The sequence below is a fragment of the Micrococcus luteus genome (genome assembly GCF_022664405.1).
Taxonomy (GTDB): Bacteria; Actinomycetota; Actinomycetes; order Actinomycetales; family Micrococcaceae; genus Micrococcus; species Micrococcus luteus.
This window is the reverse complement of sequence record NZ_JAKRLB010000006.1, coordinates 107,334-124,298: the sequence shown is the minus strand read 5'-3', so window position 1 is coordinate 124,298 and position 16,965 is coordinate 107,334. Positions and strand designations below refer to the sequence as shown.

Sequence of the window (16,965 nt, the reverse complement as noted above, 5' to 3'; positions counted from 1 at the left end):
GCGTGAGGCGCTGGCCGTGTGGGTGAACCACTACAACTACCATCGGCCTCATACCTCCTGCGGGGACGCCCCTCCGGCCTCGTTGGCACCGGCCCGAGTCAACAACGTCATGCCCTCCTACAGCTAGCGGCCCTGCTGCGCGCGCTTCCGCTTGTTCCACGCGATGAGACCGCCCACGGCGAACACCTGGGTCAGCACGAGCAGGAACACCAGCCCGGCGAGGGTCTTGCCCTGCAGCACGAGGATCAGCCCGAACACGGCGCACACGAACGCCAGCACGGGCAGGGCGACGAGCGCGAGGAACGAGACCGCCTGCGGGGAGAGCAGACGCTGGTCGGAGTCGGTCGAGGCCATGTCAGTCGCGTTCCCATCGTTCGAAGCGGTGGCGCGGGCCGGAGGCGGAGTCCAGCCACGCGTCGGGGGCGGGGTCGACGGCGGTGCGCCGCCAGCGGGCGTCGAGCGGCGGGGCGTGCGTGTCGCCGTCGACGTCGGCGTCGATCACGGTCACCTCGGCGCGCGAGGCCACGTCGAGGGCCTGCTCGTAGAGGGTCGCCCCGCCGATCACCCACACGGTGTCACAGCCGTCGGCCTCGGCCGCGGCGGCCAGGGCCGCCCCGAAGCCCGGCACGACGACGGCGCCCGCGGCCCGCAGCTCCGCGCCGGCCTCCTCGGTGGCCGTCAGGGTGCGGGAGACCACGATGTTCGTGCGCCCGGGCAGCGGGCGGAAGCGCGCCGGGAACGACTCCCACGTGCGCCGGCCCATGATCACGGGGTGGCCGTGCGTGTGGGCCCGGAAGTGGGCGAGGTCCTCGGGGACGTGCCACGGCATGGTGCCGTCGCGGCCGATGACGCGCTCGGGGGTCTGGGCCCAGATCATGGCGATCACGGGCTCGGTGGGACGGGTGGCCCGGCTCATGGGGTCGCTGCGCATCCTCGGCTCAGACGGCGATCGGCGCCGTGATGGTGGGGTGGTGACGGTAGTCGAGGACCTCGAAGTCGTCGTAGTCGTAGTCGAAGATCGACGCGGGGGTGCGCCGCAGCCGCAGCCGCGGGTACGGGTACGGCTCGCGGGAGAGCTGCTCGCGCACCTGCTCCTCGTGGTTCGCGTAGATGTGCACGTCCCCGCCGGTCCACACGAACTCGCCGGGCGTCAACCCGGTCTGCTGCGCGACCATCACCGTGAGCAGCGCGTACGAGGCGATGTTGAACGGCACGCCGAGGAACAGGTCCGCCGAGCGCTGGTAGAGCTGGCACGAGAGCCGCCCGGGGGCGCCGTCCTGACCGGGGGAGACGTAGAACTGGAACAGCGCGTGGCACGGCGGCAGCGCCATCTCGTCCACCTCGGCGGGGTTCCACGCGGTGACGATGTGCCGGCGCGAGTCGGGGTTCGTCCGGATCTGCTCCACGACCTTGGCGATCTGGTCGATGTGGCCCCCGTCCGGGGTGGGCCACGAGCGCCACTGCACGCCGTAGACGGGGCCGAGCTCGCCGTCCTCGTCCGCCCACTCGTTCCAGATCCGCACGCCGCGCTCCTGGAGCCACCGCACGTTCGAGTCCCCGCGCAGGAACCACAGCAGCTCGAGCGCGACCGACTTGAAGTGCACGCGCTTGGTGGTGATCAGCGGGAAGGACTCGGCCAGGTCGAAGCGCAGCTGGCGGCCGAACACGCTGCGCGTGCCCGTGCCGGTCCGGTCCGTCTTGACGGCCCCGTGGGCCATCACGTCGGCGAGGAGGTCCTCGTAGGGGGTCGGGATGCTCACCCGGTCCACTCTAGCGATCCGAGCGGACGCGCTGAGCGTCGTCGACGGCCCGGCGGAGGCGGGCTTCATCCCAGCCCGCGGCCCGGGCCAGGGCCACGGCGCGCTCGACGGCGGCGCCCACCGCGGCGTCGTCCGGGGCGGGTGGGGTGTCCGCCACGACGGTGCCCCTGCCGCGCGCCGTGCGCACGACGCCGGCCGCCTCAAGCTCGCGGTAGGCGCGCACCACGGTGTTGGGGGCGATGCCGAGGTCGCCTGCTAGGGCCCGGACGGAGGGGAGGCGGGTGCCGGCAGGGCAGGGCCCCGCCCCCGGTCAGCCGTTGAGCACCATGTCCTGGTACTCGGGGTAGCGGCGCAGGTAGTCCTCCACGTAGGAGCACTCGGGCACGATCCGGTCACCCTCCGCGCGCAGCCGGTCCAGGACCATGGTCACGAGGGCGCGGGCAAAGCCGCGGCGGCCGAACTGCTCGTCGACGATGGTGTGCTGCAGGCGCAGGACCACGGTGTCCTCGCCGTCCGCGCCGCGCACGGTCTCCTGGTCGTAGCCGAGGAACCCGATGAAGGTCCCGTCCTGGCGCAGCTCGAAGCGCTGACGGTCCGGGTCCCGGGTCACCGTGAGGCGCTCGTGGACGATCTTCTCGGGCTGGCTCTGGGCGGCGGTGTTCTCCATGACCCGAGCCTAGGGCCGGGGGCGGGCCCGCTCAACGGTGGCCCGGTCGCGCGGGCGGCTCAGTCGTCCCAGGGGTCGTAGACCTCGACGGCCACCACGTCGCCGTCGAGGTCGAGCGCGCGGTGCGCCACGAGCACAGCGCCGGGCCGCAGCCACGGGTCCTCGGTCGGCAGGGCCCGCAGCACGCGGTCCGCCTGGCCGGCGGCCGCGTCCTCGACCACCTCGAACAGCGTCGGCAGCACCGGCCGGTGCGTGCACACGACCAGCGGCCGGGAGCGGCCCATGAGCTCGGCCATCACCTTGCGGGTCTTCTTGGGCTTCTCCCGGGCCGTGGTCTCCGTGAACGCGCCCTTGGTCTTCAGCGGCAGCCGGCTGGACTTCACGAGCGGGGCCAGCGTCTCCACGCAGCGGCGCCACGGGGAGGAGACCAGCCGCTCCGGCCGCCAGGCCGACACGAGGCCCTCGACAGCGAGCGCCTGCCGCCGGCCCGTCGCCGCCAGCGGGCGCTCTTGCTCGGCGCGGGACCACGAGGAGCGGGGCTTGGCCTTGGCGTGGCGCAGCACCAGCAGCGGCACGGTCCGCAGGCGCCCCCGGGAGGCGGCACGCAGCAGCAGCTCGAGCGGTTCGCGATCCGAGTCGTTCGTCAGCAGCCGCCGGGCCTCGTCCGGCCCGACCCAGCGGACCTCGTCCACCTCGTCGCCGTCGGGCAGGGCGCGCTGGCCGTCGACCTCGGCGGCCCAGTACCAGACCTCCTTGCTCTGACGTACGCCCCGCTTGCCGGGCACCTCGTACGCGGTCACGCACAGCGGGATGCCCGGCCGCAGCTCGAGGCCGACCTCCTCGCGCAGCTCGCGGACCGCGCACTCCGGCAGCGTCTCACCCGGATCGAGCTTGCCCTTGGGCCACGACCAGTCGTCGTAGCGGGGCCGGTGGATCACCATCACCTCGAGGCCGCCGGGCACGCGGCGCCACGGCAGCATGCCGGCGGCCAGCACCTCGGCGCGGGGGCCTTCCGAGGCGCGGTCCTCCGTGGACCAGCGGGCGACGCGGTCGGCGTGGGACGAGGGCATGGGGCGGGTTCCTCTCGGGGTGCGGCGGCCGCGACGACTGCTGGGGCAGGGCACGGGGCGTGGCCGACCCCGCGGGGGCCGGCCCCACCAGGATACGAGGCCGCCGGGATGTGCCCGGCCGGTCCCCGCCCGAGGGTCTCAGGGGCGGCGGTACTGGGCGTCGGCGGCGAACAGCTCGAAGCCGAGGGACGCGTAGAGCGCGACGGCGGCCGTGTTGTCCGCGTCCACGTACAGGTCCACGACGTCGACTCCCTGTCCCGCCATCCGGTGCAGCCCCGCCAGCGTCAGGGCCCGACCGAGGCCGAGGCCCTGGGCGTCGGGGGAGACGCCCACGGCGTACACCTCTCCGACGCGCGGGCCGTCGGCTCCGGCATCCGGCTCCACCTTCGTCCAGTGGAAGCCGAGCAGCCGCCTGTCCGCCTCGCGGGCGGCGAGCAGGAGGCCGTCGGCGTCGAACCAGTCCTCCGCCATGCGGTCCTCGAGGTCGGCGCGGGTCAGGCTGCCCTGTTCGGGGTGGTCCGCGAAGGCGGCGGCGTTCACGTCCAGCCAGGCCTGCTCGTCCTGGCCGGGGACGAAGCCGCGCAGGGCCACCCCGTCGGCGAGCCGCACCTCCGGCAGGGCCGCGAGCGCCGCGTGCGACAGGCGCATCCGGCGCAGCTCGCGGACGGGCTCGAGGCCGTGCCGCCGGGCGAGCCGGACCGCCCCCGGGAGCATGCCGTGGGCCCAGACGCTCGTGGTCTCCTCCCGCGCCAGGTCCCGGACCGCGGCGGCCGCGGCGTCGGCCAGGACCGTCCCCCGGCCGGTGCGGCGTGCGGTCGGATCGACGACGAGCTCGAGCACGGCCGCCGCGCCCTCGGGCACGAGCACGGCCGCCCCGTCGATCGCCCCGTCCGGGCCCCGGGTGGCCCCCCACCAGAGCTGCCCGCCGCGGGCGAGCAGCACGCGCGTCTGGTCCGAGAGCGGGGGATGACCGTCCGCCGCCCCGGCACGGTCGGCCAGGTCCAGGACGGCGCTCGCCTCCTCCGGGCGCGGGGTGACGACGCGCGGCATGCCGTCGGCGTCGGAGGTCGTGGGGGTGGGGTGTTCGGCCATGCCGGCCACCCTACGGAAGGAGGACGGTGGCCCGCGAGGTGCTCCCCGCCGTCGCCCGCCCAGGGCCGAGCCAGTGCGCACCTGGCAGGATGGGGCAGGTGATGCGCTTGTCCATGGCCCTGAGTGCGGCCGTCGCCGCCCTTGTCCTGGGCGGTGCCGCGTTGCTCGGCCCGGTCCCCGCCGCCCTCGCCGCCGCCGTCGTGATCCTGGTCATCGCCTGGGGCTGGCCGCGGCAGATGGGGGCGCCCGCGCGCCTCTCGCTCAGCGTCACCCTGGCCGTCGCCGGGGGCGCCGCGGTGCTGCTCATGCTGCTGTGGCCGCCGCTCGAGGACGGCCACAGCGGGGCCTGGACGCTCTTCGAGCCGCTCGCCGTCGTCGTCGCCTGGAGCACCATGGCCTCGTTCGTCGTCCAGCTGGTGCGCGGGACCGGCCGGCCGCTGCGCCTCGAGTCCACCGTCGCCACGATGGGCGGGGCGTTCATGGCCGTCGTGACGGCGTGCTGGGTGGCCGTCTCACGCTGGACCGACACCCCTGCGGTCGCCGGGCTGGTCATCACGCTGGCAGTCACGGTGGCCGCGGTCTCCCTCGTCGGCCTCACCCCGTGGATGCAGGGCCGGCCGGGAGTCCTGGCGCTCGTCGTCATCCCCCTCGGCACGGTGCTCGCGTGGCCCGTCTCGGCGCTGGCCGGCGTGGACGCCCGGGACCGGCCGGCCGTCACGGCCGCGGCGCTCGCGGTGGCCGTGCTGGTGTCCCTGACCGCCACCACGGCGCCGTCGTCGCGGCCGCGACCCGAGGACCGGCCGGTGGGCACCACCCTGCGCCCGCGCCGGGCGGGCTACGCCCTCGCGTTGGCGCCCGTGGGCGCGGCCGGCGTCGTGGCGCACGTCATGGTGGGCTTCCTGGCCTGACAGGTCGGGCCCGCTCGGTAGGATGTCCCGCATGGATACCCTTCTTGCGCTCGAGATCTTCTTCCTGGCCCTCGTGGTCCTGGCCGGCCTGGGCATGGCCGCCGTCGCCGCGGTCGTCATCAGCGGCCTCTTCAAGGGCCAGCGCTGAGGACGCGCGGCCCGCTGTCGGGCCGCGCCGTGATCTGCCATGGCGACTGAACTCCCGTACGACCTCACCCCCGAGCTCGCGCCCCTGTCCTGGCTCATCGGCAGCTGGGAGGGCCAGGGCCGCCTCGGCGACGGCTCCGCCGGCACCGAGATCTTCTACCAGCGGGTGGACTTCACCGAGCACGGTCTGCCGTTCGTTGAGTACCGCGCGGAGTCGTGGCTGTGCGAGGCGGACGGCACGCTGCTGCGTCCGCTGACCGTGGAGTCCGGCTTCTGGCAGGTGGACCGGGCGCGGCGCGACGGCGACGTCGGCCCCGGCATGCGCCCGGCGGACATCGTCCCCGCGTTCCGCTCCGCCGAGGACGTCGAGCGGCTGCGCGCCGGCGACGAGGGCTTCGGCCTGACCGCCACCATCACGCATCCGGGCTCGCTGTCCGAGCTGTACTACGGCCGCATCAAGGGCCCGCAGCTTCAGCTGGCCACGGACGCGGTCCTGCGCGGCTCCGCCGCCGGCCCGTACCACCGGGCCACCCGCATGGCCGGTCTCGTGAACGGGCAGCTGTTCTGGCGCTGGGACGTCGCGGACGCAGCGGGCGCCGAGCTCGAGGCGCACGCCTCCGCCATCCTGGACCGCATGCCGAGCGCGGCCGAGGGTCGGCTCGCCCCGGGGGCCGAGCGTCCTCGCGGGGCTCGCGGGGAGCAGTCGTGACGGCCTCCCGCAGCCCGCTGCTGGACCTGGCCGTGGCCGAGCCGCAGGGGCCGGCCGGCGGCGCCGTCGAGGGCCGCGGCCCGGACGCCGGCGTCGCCGCGCACTACGGTCGCCCCCTGCCAGAGCAGCGCGCCCTCGCCCGGGGCCGCGCCCTGGTCGACCTCTCCCACCGGGCCGTGCTCTCCGTGTCCGGCCCGGACCGGCTGAGCTGGCTGCACACGCTCGGCACGCAGCACGTCGAGACGCTGCCCCCCGGCACGAGCACCGAGATCCTCTTCCTCGACGTGCAGGGGCGGATCGAGCACGCCGCCCACCTGCTCGAGGACGGCGCCGCGGCCTGGCTCGTCACGGACCGCGAGGACGGCCCGGGCCTGGCCGCGTGGCTCACCTCGATGCGCTTCTCCCACGACGTCACGCTACGGGACCACACCGGGGCGGTCGCCGTCGTGGGCGCCACCGCGCCCGTGCCCGGCTGGGAGGACCGCACCGTGTGGCTGGACCCGTGGCCGCGCGTCGGGGCGGGCGGCTGGGCCTACACGGCCGATCCGGATCCGGCGACCCACCCGGGTGCGGACTGGTCCTGGCGCGAGTACCTCGTCACCCGGGCCGACCTCGAGGCCACCGTCCGCGCGCTCGGCACGGGCGTGCTCGCGGGCTGGTCCCTGGCGGGCACGACGGCGGCCGAGGCGCTGCGCATCGAGGCCGGCCGCCCCCGCCGGGCCCTCGACGTGGACGACCGCGCGATCCCGCACGAGCTGGACCTGCTGCGCACCGCCGTGCACCTCGAGAAGGGCTGCTACCGCGGTCAGGAGACCGTGGCGCGCGTGCACAACCTGGGCCGCCCGCCCCGCCGCCTCACCCGCCTGCTCCTGGACGGCTCCGTCCACGCGCTCCCCGAGCACGGTGCCCCCGTGATCCTCCGGCCGGCCGAGGACACGCCCGAGGCCCGCGCCGCCGCCCGTCCGGTGGGGACGGTCACCGCCGCGGCCCAGCACCATGAGGCGGGCGCCGTCGCCCTGGCGCTGCTCAAGCGCACGGTGCCCGTGGACGCCGAGCTGCTGGTCCGCGAGGACGCTCCCGGCGAGGTCGGTGCCGCCGAGGGCGGCTGGATCGCCGCGAGCCAGGAGCCGCTCGTGTCCCCGGACGCCGGGCAGGTCGTCGGCCGACCGCGCGGCGTGGGCCGCCTGCGCTGACCGACTCGCCGGCTCAGTCCAGCGCGAGGACGGTCCGCGTGCCCGCCGCCTCCAGCCCGACGGCGATCGCCACGTGGTGCGCGGCTGTGTGGCCCGCCGGCACCTCGGCGAACGGCAGCAGCCCCTCCAGCGCCGCCCGGTCCATCGCCACGGCCACCGCGTAGCGGCCGAGCCCACGACCGCGCAGCCGCGGTGGGGTGAGGGTGCCCAGCGAGGCCAGCACGCCGCCCGTCACGCGATGCCCCGCCGCCGCCACCGCGGCTTCGATCGCCCGTCCCGCGCCGTCGTCGGGAACGAGCGCGACCGAGGACTCCCAGGAGGGGACACCCGCCTCGGCCACGTCGTCTGCGGGGGCCTGCGCGACCACGGCGTGGACGTGGGCGGGGTCGTCGGACACGGCGACGGTGCGCGAGGGGTCGACTGGCGGCGGTTCCTCGGCGGCGTAGAGCGTGAACTCGCCGCGCGAGCGCACGGCCTCCCCGGCGGCGGCGCGCACCGCCGTCCGCAGCAGGGCCGACTCCACGCCCAGCGCCTCGGCGGGCACGCCGCGGCAGGCACGCGTGAACCACGCCGGCCCCGCCACGACGGTGGCCCAGGGCAGGGCCAGCACCTCCGCCTCGGCGACGCCCTGCCGGGCCACCTCGATGCGGCGCGGCTCGGCGCCCGCCGCCGGGGCGTCGCCGGGCAGGAGCGCGGTGTCGGGCAGGCCGAGCCGACGCGCCAGCCCGAGGGCCAGCACGCCGACGGCGGGGTGGTCGGGTCTCACCGGCCGAACAGGATCTTCGCCTCGTCGTAGCGGGAGACCGGCACCTTCTTGAGGCCCTTGAGGGCGGCGCTCATGGGGATGGAGATGATCTCCGTGCCGTTGGCCGCCACCATCTGTCCCCAGCGGCGCTGCGCGACGAGGTCGACGGCGCCCATGCCGAAGCGCGTGGAGAGCACGCGGTCCGTGGCGGTGGGGGCGCCGCCGCGCTGGATGTGGCCCAGGATGGTGCTGCGCGTCTCGATGCCCGTCATCTCCTCGATCTCGCGGGTCACCCACTCGCCGATGCCGCCCAGACGCGGCCGGCCGGACGCCTCGACGCCGGCCTCGGCCAGCGGGTCGTCGTGGCCCTCGGGGACGAAGCCCTCCGCCACCACGACCAGCGGGGAGCGACCGCGGTCGTGGACCTGCTGCACCCACTCGGCGACCTGGGACATCGGGGTGCGGACCTCGGGGATGAGGATCGCGTGGGCGCCGGCGGCCATGCCCGAGTGCAGGGCGATCCAGCCGACGTGGCGGCCCATGACCTCGGCGACCATGCAGCGGTGGTGGGACTCGCCCGTGGTGCGCAGCCGGTCCATGGCGTCCGTGGCGATCTGCACGGCCGTGTCGAAGCCGAACGTGTAGTCGGTGCCCTGCAGGTCGTTGTCGATCGTCTTGGGCACGCCCACGATCGGCAGCCCGTCCGCGGCCAGGCGGTTCGCGCCGGCCAGGGTGCCCTCGCCGCCGATGGCGATGACGGCGTCGATGTCCAGCTCGCGCAGGTTGCGGAGCATGTTCTCCGGGCCGCCGCCCTCCGCGTTGTAGGGGTGCGTGCGGGAGGTGCCGAGGATGGTGCCGCCGGTGCGGGCCAGGCCGCGCACGCGGGAGCGGGGCAGGTCCTCGACGTCCTTCTCGATCAGGCCGGACCACCCGTTGCGGATGCCCACCATCTCCATGTCGTACGACTTGATGCCGTGCAGGACGGCGGAGCGGATGACGGCGTTGAGGCCGGGGCAGTCGCCTCCGGAGGTGAGCATTCCGACGCGCATGGGATCCTCTCGGGCGTTCTCGTGCGGGGGGTCGGCACCACCCTAGGCGCGCCCGCCCCGTCGCGTCAGGGGACGGGCGACGGGCGGCGGGTCAGCCGAGGGCCACGAGGACGGCGACCTGGAGGGCCGTCGCACCCACGAGGATGCCGCTCGCCGGGCCGAGGGTGCCGGGACGACGGCCGCTGAGCAGAGCGCCCAGCATGACGGGGGCGATCACCGCGAGCGCGGCCACGAGCATCGGCACCGCCAGCAGCGTGGGGGTCGGACCGACACCGAGCAGCAGGCTGATCCCGAGGGCGGCGAGCGCGGCGAGGACGGCCCCGGCGTAGGTGGCGGCCTGCGCGATCGGCCCGAGGCGCGGCTTCGCGGCCGTGGCTGCGGACCCCGAGCCGGCCGGGGCGGTGGCCGCCCGGGGGGCCTCCTCGGCCAGGCGCGCCGCGGCTCGCCGCTCGCGGGAGTGGACGTGGTCGCGCCAGGTGCCGGTCGCGGGGTCGATCCATTCGGGGCGGAAGCCGTGCGGGTCGGTGACCTCGGCCGCCCGCTCGCGCGGACCTCCGCCGACGTACCAGGCCGGGCGCGGCACGGCGTGGGCGGGCTGGTCGGCGTCGGGGGCCCGGCCCGGGGCCACGCGGGCCTGCGCCCGGCCGTCCCAGCGGGTCACGAGCCACCAGACGAGCACGGCCAGCGCGCCCAGGCCCACGAGGGAGCCGGGGCCGCCCACGGCCGGGGCGATGAGGGTGAACCCGGCGCCGAGCAGCAGGTTGAGGGCGCCGATCGCCCCGATCACGCCGATGGCCACGGTGGCGTCCTGCCACTCCCCGCGGCGCAGGCGGCCGAACTGCACGCGTCCGTCGGCGTCGGGGAGCACGGCCCAGGCGGCCGCGTAGGCCAGCAGGCCCAGACCCGCGGAGACCATGCACACGGCGACGAACACGCCGCGGGCGAGCAGCGGATCGATGCGGTAGCGCTCGGCCACCCCGCCGAGCACCCCGCCGACCCACGAGGCCGGCGAGCGGCGCACGCCCCAGCCCAGGACGGCGCGGCGCAGCCAGCCCGGCAGGGCGTCCAGTCCGTCGGGGCCGGTCTCGCCCGCGGCGGCTCCGTCGGGGGCGACGTGGGGGCCGGGGCCGGTGAACGGGTCGTGTGTGCTCGTCATGTCTCCATCCTCGTCCGCCTGCGGCCCCCGCCCATCCGGGAACTCCCGGAATCCTCCCCGGATGTGCCGCCCCGTCCGACGCGGCAGGATGGGGGCATGCCCACCCCGTCCGTGCCCGCGCCGGCCCCGCGTCCGCCGTTGATGCGGCACGGGGCCGACCGCCCGGTGTCCGGCGTCGCCGCGGGGCTCGCCCGGCACCTCGGGATGCCCGCCGGCCGCGTCCGCGCGGCCCTGGCGCTGCTGAGCCTGCTGGGCGGCGCGGACCTGGCCCTGTACGTGTGGCTCTGGCTGCTCATGCCGGAGGAGGGTCCGGACGGCGCCCCCGCCGCCGACGCCCCCACCCTGCGTGGTCGCGCCCCCGAGGTGCTCGAGCGGGTGCGCGAGGGCGGCTGGCCGGTGCTGCTGGCCGCCGTGGTGCTCGGCGTGGGCATGCTGACCGTCGCGGACGGCCTCGGCCTCGCCGTCGACTGGGCGCTCGTGGGCCCGGTGGCCGTCCTCGTGATCGGCCTCGGCCTGGCCTGGATGCAGCTCGACCTGGCGGGCGGGCCCCGGGCCGGGCGGAGCGGACGACTGGTCCGCCTCGTGCTCGGCACGGCCCTCGTGCTGCTGGCGGTGCTGGCCATCGTCCTGGGCGCCGTGCGCTCGGGCGAGCTGTGGCGGGCGCTGCTGGCCGCCGTCGCGATGCTCGCCGGCGCGGCGCTGGTGGCCATGCCCTACGTCCTGGCCTGGCTGCGCCGACGCGACGCGGAGCGGACCGCGTTCGCGGTGCAGGCCCAGCGCGCCGAGATCGCGGCGCACCTGCACGACTCGGTGCTGCAGTCCCTCGCCCTCATCCAGCGGCGCGCCCAGGACGCGGACGCGGTGGCCCGGGTGGCCCGCGCCCAGGAGCGTGAGCTGCGTCAGTTCCTCGCCCTGGACTCCCGTGGCGGCCCGCACTCCCTGGCGGAGGCGCTCGAAGAGCACGCCGCCGCCGTCGAGGACGCGCACGGGGCCCGGGTGGAGGTCGTGGCCGTGGGGCGGGCCGCGGGGGCGTGGCTCGAGCCGCTGGCGGCCGCGGCACGTGAGGCCATGCAGAACGCGGCCCGGCACGCCGGCGACGCGCAGGTCTTCGCGGAGGCCGGCGAGGACGAGCGCGGCCGCACCGTCGCGGAGGTGTTCGTCCGGGACCGCGGCCCCGGCTTCGACCTGCCCACGGTCCCGGCCGACCGGCTCGGCGTGCGGGAGTCGATCCTCGGCCGCATGGGCCGTGCCGGCGGGACCGCCCGCATCCGGTCGGGCCCGGGCGGCACCGAGGTCCACCTGACGTTGGCCGAGCCTGAGGGTGCGCGAGCGCGCACCGGACAGGAGCACCCATGACCGACCCCGCCCCGCGCACGGCCGTCATCGTGGACGACCACGCGATCTTCCGCTCCGGCCTGCGCGCCGACCTGGACCCGGACCGACTGGCCATCGTCGGCGAGGCCGGGGACGTGGACGAGGCCGTCCGCACCGTGCTGGGCCTGACGCCGGATGTGGTGCTGCTGGACGTGCACCTGCCCGGCGGGGCCGGCGGCGGGGGAGCGGAGGTGGCCGAACGCGTCCTCGCGCGCCGACCCGCGCAGCGGTTCCTGGCCCTGTCCGTCTCGGACGCGGCCGAGGACGTCGTCGCCGTGATCCGTGCGGGGGCCCGCGGCTACATCACCAAGACGGCCTCCGGCGCCGAGGTGGCGGACGCGGCGGTCCGCGTGGCCGACGGCGACGCGGTGTTCTCGCCCCGGCTGGCCGGGTTCGTCCTCGACGCCTTCCGCGGCACGGCGTCGGCGCCTCCGCCCGTCACCGCCGCGGCGGCGAGCGGGGCTGCGGCCCCCGGCGAGGACCTCGACCGGCTCTCGGCACGCGAGCGGGAGGTCATGCGGCTGATCGCCCGCGGCTACACCTACCGGGAGGCCGGGGCGGAGCTGTTCATCTCGGACCGCACGGTCGAGACCCACGTGTCCTCCGTGCTGCGCAAGCTCCAGCTCTCCAACCGCCACGAGCTGACCCGCTGGGCCGCGCGCCGCGGATACGCCTGAGCCCCGCGGCACGCGGCGTCGCGGGGCTCAGGGGCGGGGTGGGCGGCTCAGGCGCTGAGCAGGGCGCGGATGCGCTCGACGCCCTCGGCGAGGTCCGCATCGCCCAGCGCGTAGGACAGTCGCAGGTAGCCGGACGGGCCGAACGCCTCGCCGGGGACCACGGCGACCTCCGCCTCGTCGAGGATGAAGGCGGCCAGCTCGGCCGACGTCGTGGGGGTGACGCCGCCGCGGTAGGTCTTCCCGAGCGCCTCCCGCACGTCCACGTACGCGTAGAACGCACCCTGCGGGGTGGGACAGTGGAAGCCCGGCACGGCGTCCATGGCTTCGACCATGGCCCGGCGTCGGCGGTCGAACGCCGTCTTCATCTCCGCCACGGCGTCCAACGGGCCGGCGACGGCGGCCAGCGCGGCCCGCTGCGACACGTTGGCCACGTTCGAGGTGGCGTGGGACTGCAGGTTCGTGGCGGCCTTGACCACGTCCAGAGGGCCGGACATCCACCCGACGCGCCAGCCCGTCATGGCGTAGGTCTTGGCGACGCCGTTGAGGATCACGGACTGCTCCGCCAGCTCGGGCACGGCGCGGACGATCGAGGTGAACGGCATGCCGTCGTAGGTCAGGTGCTCGTAGATCTCGTCGGTGACCACCCACAGCCCCCGCTCCCGTGCCCACTGGCCGATCGCCGCCGTCTCCTCGGGGGAGTACACGGCGCCGGTGGGGTTGGAGGGGGAGACGAACAGGAGCACCTTGGTGCGGTCCGTGACGGCCTCGTCGAGCTGGTCCACGGTGACCTTGTAGCCCTGCTCGGGCCCGGCGAACACCTCCACCGGCACGCCGCCGGCCAGGCGGATCGCCTCGGGGTAGGTGGTCCAGTAGGGGGCGGGGACGAGCACCTCGTCCTGCGGGTCCAGCAGGGCGGCGAAGGCGTTGTACACGGCCTGCTTCCCGCCGTTGGTCACGAGCACCTGGGCGGCCTCGAGGGGCACGCCGGAGTCGCGCAGCGTCTTGGCCGCGATCGCCTCGCGCAGCTCGGGCAGGCCGGAGGCGGGGGAGTAGCGGTGGTTCTTCGGGTCCCGGGCCGCGGCGACGGCGGCCTCCACGATGTAGTCCGGGGTGGGGAAGTCGGGCTCGCCGGCGCCGAAGCCGATCACCGGGCGCCCGGCGGCCTTGAGCTCCTTGGCGCGGGCGTCGACGGCGAGGGTGGCGGAGGGCGCGATGGCGGACAGACGGGCGGAGACGCGGCGGGCGGGCGCGGCCATGGGGACCTTCTTCGAGCTCGACGGGGAGGGCGGGGCGGAGCGGGGCTCCGTCCTGCCAGGGTACTGACTGCCCGGGGCCCGTTCGACTCCCGCCGCCCGATGGCGTATCCTGGATCTCCGGTACCGCGTTCACGGTCGATCCCGCGAGGGTTCGGCCGGCTCCGTCGGTCCGAAGGGTAGTGGCGCAATTGGTAGCGCAGCGGTCTCCAAAACCGCAGGTTGCAGGTTCGAGTCCTGTCTGCCCTGCTCGATGCCGGGCCTCGTGCTCGGCATCGGACGTGTAGAAAGCGATTCGGCGATCCGACGAGTGAGGCCACGTGACTGAGATGGCGGCGAACGGCGGGGGGCCCACCCCCACGCCGAGCAGGCAGCGTCGCGGGCTGTTCGCGCGGATCGCGCTGTTCCTGCGCCAGGTGGTGGACGAGCTCCGCAAGGTCGTCACCCCCACGAGCGAGGAGCTGCTGCGCACGACCGGAGTGGTGCTCGCCTTCGTGGCGTTCATGATCCTGCTGGTCATGGGGCTGGACTGGGTGTTCGGCACCGTGGCGGGTCTCCTGTTCGGCGCCGGCGGCCTCTGAGCCCGGCGCGGACGGTCCCGACGTCGCAGGACGCGTCCCCCGCACGCCCGTGAGGGCCCTCCCCGACGGCAGGGCCCGCCGTCCGTCAGCAGAAAGCAGGAACCGTGTCCGAGCAGGAACTGGATCGTCAGCCCGCCGAGGAGTCCGTCCCGATGTCGGAGGACGCCGTGGCCGAGGAGACCGCCGAGACCGCGCAGGACGCCGGGACGCCCGTCGAGGACGCCCTGGACGAGGTCGCCGGCAGCGGTGACGAGACCGCCGAGGCCACCGTGCAGGAGGCCGACCTGGCCGTCGCCGAGGGCGAGGACGCACCGACCCCCGTCGAGGAGCAGTCCGACGACGAGCCCGCCGTGGACCCCGCCGAGGAGCTGCGCACCCGCCTGCGCCGCCAGCCCGGCGACTGGTACGTCGTCCACACCTACGCCGGCTACGAGAAGCGCGTGAAGACGAACCTCGAGGCCCGCATCCTGACCCAGGACATGGAGGACTCGATCTACGAGATCGAGGTCCCCATGGAGGAGGTCGTGGAGATCAAGAACACCACGCGCAAGATCGTCTCGCGCGTGCGCATCCCGGGCTACGTGCTCGTCCGCATGGACCTCGACGACGCCTCGTGGGGCGTCGTGCGGCACACCCCGGGCGTCACGGGCTTCGTGGGCAACGACGCCCACCACCCGCAGCCGCTCAGCCTGGACGAGGTGTACGACATGCTCGCCCCGTCCGTGATCCAGGAGGCCGCCCGCGCCGCCGAGAAGGCCGGCCTGGCCGTCCCCGCCTCGGCCGAGTCCGGTGCGCCCGCCGCCCCCGCGATCCACGTGGACTTCGAGGTCGGCGAGTCGGTCACCGTCAACGACGGCCCGTTCGAGACCCTCCCGGCCACGATCTCCGAGATCAAGCCGGAGGCCCAGCAGCTCGTGGTGCTCGTCTCGATCTTCGAGCGCGAGACCCCCGTGACGCTGTCCTTCAACCAGGTGACCAAGGCCATCTGAGGACACCCGACGCTTCCGCACCGGGCCGGCCGCCTGCCGGCCCGGACGCGGCACCGGCCGCCGCGCCACGGCGGCCACCGCCCCCGGTGCGCTCCTGCGCCGAGGGTCCCCCAGTGAGAGAAGGATCCACTCATGGCTCCCAAGAAGAAGGTCACCGGTCTGATCAAGCTTCAGATCCAGGCCGGCGCCGCCAACCCGGCCCCGCCCATCGGCCCCGCCCTGGGCCAGCACGGCGTGAACATCATGGAGTTCTGCAAGGCGTACAACGCCGCCACCGAGTCGCAGCGCGGCAACGTGGTCCCGGTCGAGATCACCGTGTACGAGGACCGCTCGTTCACCTTCGTGACCAAGACCCCGCCGGCCGCCGAGCTCATCAAGAAGGCCGCCGGCGTCGCCAAGGGCTCCGCCACCCCGCACACGGCCAAGGTCGGCACGCTGACCCAGGCCCAGTGCGAGGAGATCGCCCAGACCAAGATGGAGGACCTGAACGCCAACGACGTGCAGGCCGCCGCCAAGATCATCGCGGGCACCGCCCGCTCGATGGGCGTCACCGTCGAGGGCTGACGCCCACCCCCACCCCCTTCCAGTGGCAGGGCCGAGCGCGGTCCGCAGACCACGACTGCACAAGGAGAAGAACGCAGATGGCACAGCGCAGCAAGGCATACAAGGCGGCCAAGGCCGCGATCGGCGAGGATCTGTACTCGCCGGTGGAGGCGATCCGCCTCGCCAAGGAGACCAACCCCTCCAAGACCGACGCCACCGTGGAGGTGGCCCTCCGCCTCTCGGTCGACCCCCGCAAGGCCGACCAGATGGTCCGCGGCTCCGTGAGCCTGCCCCACGGCACCGGCAAGACCGCCCGCGTCGTCGTGTTCGCCACCGGTGACCGTGCCGAGGCCGCCCGCGCCGCCGGCGCGGACGTCGTGGGCGACGACGACCTGATCGCCCGGATCTCCGAGGGCTGGGTGGACTTCGACGCCGCCGTGGCCTCCCCGGAGCTCATGGGCAAGGTCGGCCGCCTGGGCAAGGTGCTCGGCCCCCGCAACCTGATGCCGAACCCCAAGACCGGCACCGTGACCCCGGACGTGGCCAAGGCCGTGGCCGACATCAAGGGCGGCAAGATCGACTTCCGCGTCGACAAGCACTCCAACCTGCACTTCATCATCGGCAAGACCTCCTTCGAGGCCAAGGCCCTGGTGGAGAACTACGCCGCAGCCCTCGAGGAGGTCCTGCGTCTGAAGCCGTCCTCCTCCAAGGGCCGCTACATCTCCAAGGCCACCGTGGCCACCACCTTCGGCCCGGGCGTGCCCATGGACCCGAACGTGACCTCGGTGGACTCCTCGGAGCTCTGAGCCACGCGGCCCCGGTGACCGGGGCCCACGACGCCGGCCGGTCGTCCCCCGCAGCGGGGACGACCGGCCGTCGCCGTCGCGGGTCGATTTTGCGGGCCCGTCCCGGACGTGTACGCTGGTGCCTACCGAAGACCGCCGGTCGTGGTGCCCTGCCTCCGGGCAGAGCCCACCGAAGGATCTCCCTGACGGAGACGGCCCGCGCAGGTGAACGTGAGCCACGCTCGCATCCGCACGTCGACCCTCCGG

21 protein-coding genes and 1 tRNA gene are annotated in these 16,965 nt (G+C 75.1%); 11 read left to right on the top strand and 11 right to left on the bottom strand.

Translation table 11 applies throughout. The annotated features are described in order from the left end of the window. The coding region (locus MF605_RS04505; RefSeq protein WP_242821241.1) for an integrase core domain-containing protein at nt 1-127 on the top strand (127 nt) is incomplete at its 5' end. Here the strand turns inward: MF605_RS04505 and MF605_RS04500 are convergent. The 7 genes from MF605_RS04500 to mshD form a co-directional block, all read right to left on the bottom strand. Then, the gene (locus MF605_RS04500) at nt 124-354 is read right to left on the bottom strand and encodes an NF038396 family protein (protein WP_041103572.1); all 231 of its coding nucleotides are present in this window, start codon (nt 352-354) and stop codon (nt 124-126) included. The genes MF605_RS04505 and MF605_RS04500 overlap by 4 nt on opposite strands. A gap of 1 nt (nt 355) precedes the next feature. Then, nucleotides 356-916 (bottom strand): dihydrofolate reductase, encoded by a 561-nt coding sequence (locus MF605_RS04495; RefSeq protein ID WP_041103571.1) that lies wholly within the window; start codon nt 914-916, stop codon nt 356-358. 22 nt (nt 917-938) lie between these two features. Further along, a complete protein-coding gene (locus MF605_RS04490) occupies nt 939-1,769 on the bottom strand; it encodes a thymidylate synthase (protein WP_036317717.1) in 831 nt (276 codons plus the stop codon). Between the two features lies 1 nt (nt 1,770). Continuing rightward, nucleotides 1,771-2,001: a GntR family transcriptional regulator gene (locus tag MF605_RS04485; protein WP_237069078.1), complete on the bottom strand. Its 231-nt coding sequence runs from the start codon at nt 1,999-2,001 to the stop codon at nt 1,771-1,773. Between the two features lie 69 nt (nt 2,002-2,070). Beyond that, complete coding sequence (locus MF605_RS04480) at nt 2,071-2,427, bottom strand: GNAT family N-acetyltransferase (protein WP_134416831.1); 357 nt, start codon at nt 2,425-2,427, stop codon at nt 2,071-2,073. 59 nt (nt 2,428-2,486) lie between these two features. Next, nucleotides 2,487-3,497, bottom strand: a complete 1,011-nt coding sequence (locus tag MF605_RS04475; protein WP_134416832.1) for an NUDIX hydrolase — start codon at nt 3,495-3,497, stop codon at nt 2,487-2,489. A gap of 138 nt (nt 3,498-3,635) precedes the next feature. Then, the gene (gene mshD, locus MF605_RS04470; protein ID WP_134416833.1) at nt 3,636-4,589 is read right to left on the bottom strand and encodes a mycothiol synthase; all 954 of its coding nucleotides are present in this window, start codon (nt 4,587-4,589) and stop codon (nt 3,636-3,638) included. Between the two features lie 101 nt (nt 4,590-4,690). On the opposite strand from mshD, the gene MF605_RS04465 reads away from it, so the two are divergent. The 3 genes from MF605_RS04465 (at nt 4,691) to ygfZ (ending at nt 7,546) form a co-directional block, all read left to right on the top strand. Continuing rightward, the gene (locus MF605_RS04465; RefSeq protein ID WP_236601287.1) at nt 4,691-5,497 is read left to right on the top strand and encodes a hypothetical protein; all 807 of its coding nucleotides are present in this window, start codon (nt 4,691-4,693) and stop codon (nt 5,495-5,497) included. A 187-nt stretch (nt 5,498-5,684) separates the two neighbouring features. After that, nucleotides 5,685-6,353: a nitrobindin family protein gene (locus MF605_RS04460; protein ID WP_036337900.1), complete on the top strand. Its 669-nt coding sequence runs from the start codon at nt 5,685-5,687 to the stop codon at nt 6,351-6,353. Next, on the top strand, nt 6,350-7,546 hold the full coding sequence (gene ygfZ / locus MF605_RS04455; protein ID WP_134416835.1) for a CAF17-like 4Fe-4S cluster assembly/insertion protein YgfZ: 1,197 nt from the start codon (nt 6,350-6,352) through the stop codon (nt 7,544-7,546). The genes MF605_RS04460 and ygfZ overlap by 4 nt, the downstream gene beginning before the upstream one ends. A gap of 13 nt (nt 7,547-7,559) precedes the next feature. On the opposite strand, the gene MF605_RS04450 is transcribed toward ygfZ, so the two are convergent. The 3 genes from MF605_RS04450 to MF605_RS04440 form a co-directional block, all read right to left on the bottom strand. Next, nucleotides 7,560-8,312 (bottom strand): GNAT family N-acetyltransferase, encoded by a 753-nt coding sequence (locus MF605_RS04450; protein ID WP_134416836.1) that lies wholly within the window; start codon nt 8,310-8,312, stop codon nt 7,560-7,562. Continuing rightward, nucleotides 8,309-9,340 (bottom strand): 6-phosphofructokinase, encoded by a 1,032-nt coding sequence (locus tag MF605_RS04445; protein ID WP_036317733.1) that lies wholly within the window; start codon nt 9,338-9,340, stop codon nt 8,309-8,311. Before MF605_RS04445 ends, MF605_RS04450 begins: the two co-directional genes overlap by 4 nt. Before the next feature lie 91 nt (nt 9,341-9,431). After that, nucleotides 9,432-10,496, bottom strand: a complete 1,065-nt coding sequence (locus MF605_RS04440) for a PspC domain-containing protein (protein ID WP_134416837.1) — start codon at nt 10,494-10,496, stop codon at nt 9,432-9,434. Between the two features lie 96 nt (nt 10,497-10,592). Here MF605_RS04440 and MF605_RS04435 point away from each other — a divergent pair, with 96 nt between their 5' ends. Together MF605_RS04435 and MF605_RS04430 are read left to right on the top strand one after the other, a co-directional pair. After that, nucleotides 10,593-11,852, top strand: a complete 1,260-nt coding sequence (locus MF605_RS04435) for an ATP-binding protein (RefSeq protein ID WP_134416838.1) — start codon at nt 10,593-10,595, stop codon at nt 11,850-11,852. Next, on the top strand, nt 11,849-12,547 hold the full coding sequence (locus tag MF605_RS04430; RefSeq protein ID WP_134416839.1) for a LuxR C-terminal-related transcriptional regulator: 699 nt from the start codon (nt 11,849-11,851) through the stop codon (nt 12,545-12,547). Before MF605_RS04435 ends, MF605_RS04430 begins: the two co-directional genes overlap by 4 nt. 47 nt (nt 12,548-12,594) lie before the next feature. Here the strand turns inward: MF605_RS04430 and MF605_RS04425 are convergent, their stop codons facing one another. After that, complete coding sequence (locus MF605_RS04425; protein ID WP_134416840.1) at nt 12,595-13,803, bottom strand: pyridoxal phosphate-dependent aminotransferase; 1,209 nt, start codon at nt 13,801-13,803, stop codon at nt 12,595-12,597. 173 nt (nt 13,804-13,976) lie between these two features. Here MF605_RS04425 and MF605_RS04420 point away from each other — a divergent pair. From MF605_RS04420 to rplA, 5 genes are all read left to right on the top strand, one after another. Next, nucleotides 13,977-14,049, top strand: a tRNA-Trp gene (locus MF605_RS04420). Between the two features lie 80 nt (nt 14,050-14,129). Further along, complete coding sequence (gene secE / locus MF605_RS04415) at nt 14,130-14,381, top strand: preprotein translocase subunit SecE (RefSeq protein ID WP_002854774.1); 252 nt, start codon at nt 14,130-14,132, stop codon at nt 14,379-14,381. Between the two features lie 104 nt (nt 14,382-14,485). Continuing rightward, nucleotides 14,486-15,370 (top strand): transcription termination/antitermination protein NusG, encoded by an 885-nt coding sequence (gene nusG / locus MF605_RS04410; protein ID WP_134416841.1) that lies wholly within the window; start codon nt 14,486-14,488, stop codon nt 15,368-15,370. 132 nt (nt 15,371-15,502) lie between these two features. After that, entirely contained in the window at nt 15,503-15,934 is a 432-nt protein-coding gene (gene rplK, locus MF605_RS04405; RefSeq protein WP_134416842.1) for a 50S ribosomal protein L11, read from the top strand. A gap of 77 nt (nt 15,935-16,011) precedes the next feature. Continuing rightward, nucleotides 16,012-16,719 carry a 50S ribosomal protein L1 gene (gene rplA, locus MF605_RS04400; protein WP_036317746.1) on the top strand — a complete coding sequence of 236 codons (708 nt, stop codon included), beginning with the start codon at nt 16,012-16,014 and terminating at the stop codon, nt 16,717-16,719. Nucleotides 16,720-16,965: the final 246 nt, after the last annotated feature.